General features: G+C 52.3%; 1 protein-coding gene. It reads right to left on the reverse strand.

All coding sequences use genetic code 11. The features are described from left to right. Nucleotides 1-608: NAD(P)-binding domain-containing protein (locus R7E78_RS28185; protein WP_318058891.1), on the reverse strand; the 608-nt coding region annotated here is incomplete at both ends.

The following is a 608-nucleotide window of genomic DNA, read 5'->3' on the forward strand; positions in this document are numbered from 1 at the left end:
GCCCTGATAACCATTGCTTGCAGGTGTGTTTTCCATCACGCCCGGACACGGGTTGTAAAGCTCTAGCGCCCAGTTACGCCCTGAGCTTTGCAGCATGATGTTGGACAAGACTTTTGGATCGAGCCCATGATCAATGCCTAAGTTCAGCGCCTCACACGTACCTGACATCAAAATACCCAGCATCAGGTTATTACAGATTTTAGCCATCTGCCCATCGCCAGCTTTACCCGCATGAAAAACGTTTTTCCCCATATACTGCAAAATGGCGTTCGCTTTTGAGAATGCCTCATCCGAGCCACCGACAATGAACGTCAACGTAGCCGCTTTAGCTCCCGCGACGCCACCCGAAACCGGTGCGTCGACAAACAACAAACGCTTGTTTGCCGCTTCATTGGCAACCAATCTTGCTGAATCGGGATCGATCGTCGAACAATCAATCAATAGCGTATTCGGTGCGACAAGGTTCATCACGCCAACGCCCCCGTGTAAGTCCCCCAAATACACCGACCGAACGTGAGACCCCGCAGGAAGCATGGTGATCACAGTGCTTGCACCATCCACCACTTCTTCGAGCGAGCTCGCAACCACTGCCCCAAATGGCACCAGTT

The organism is Vibrio sp. YT-19(2023), assembly GCF_033337395.1.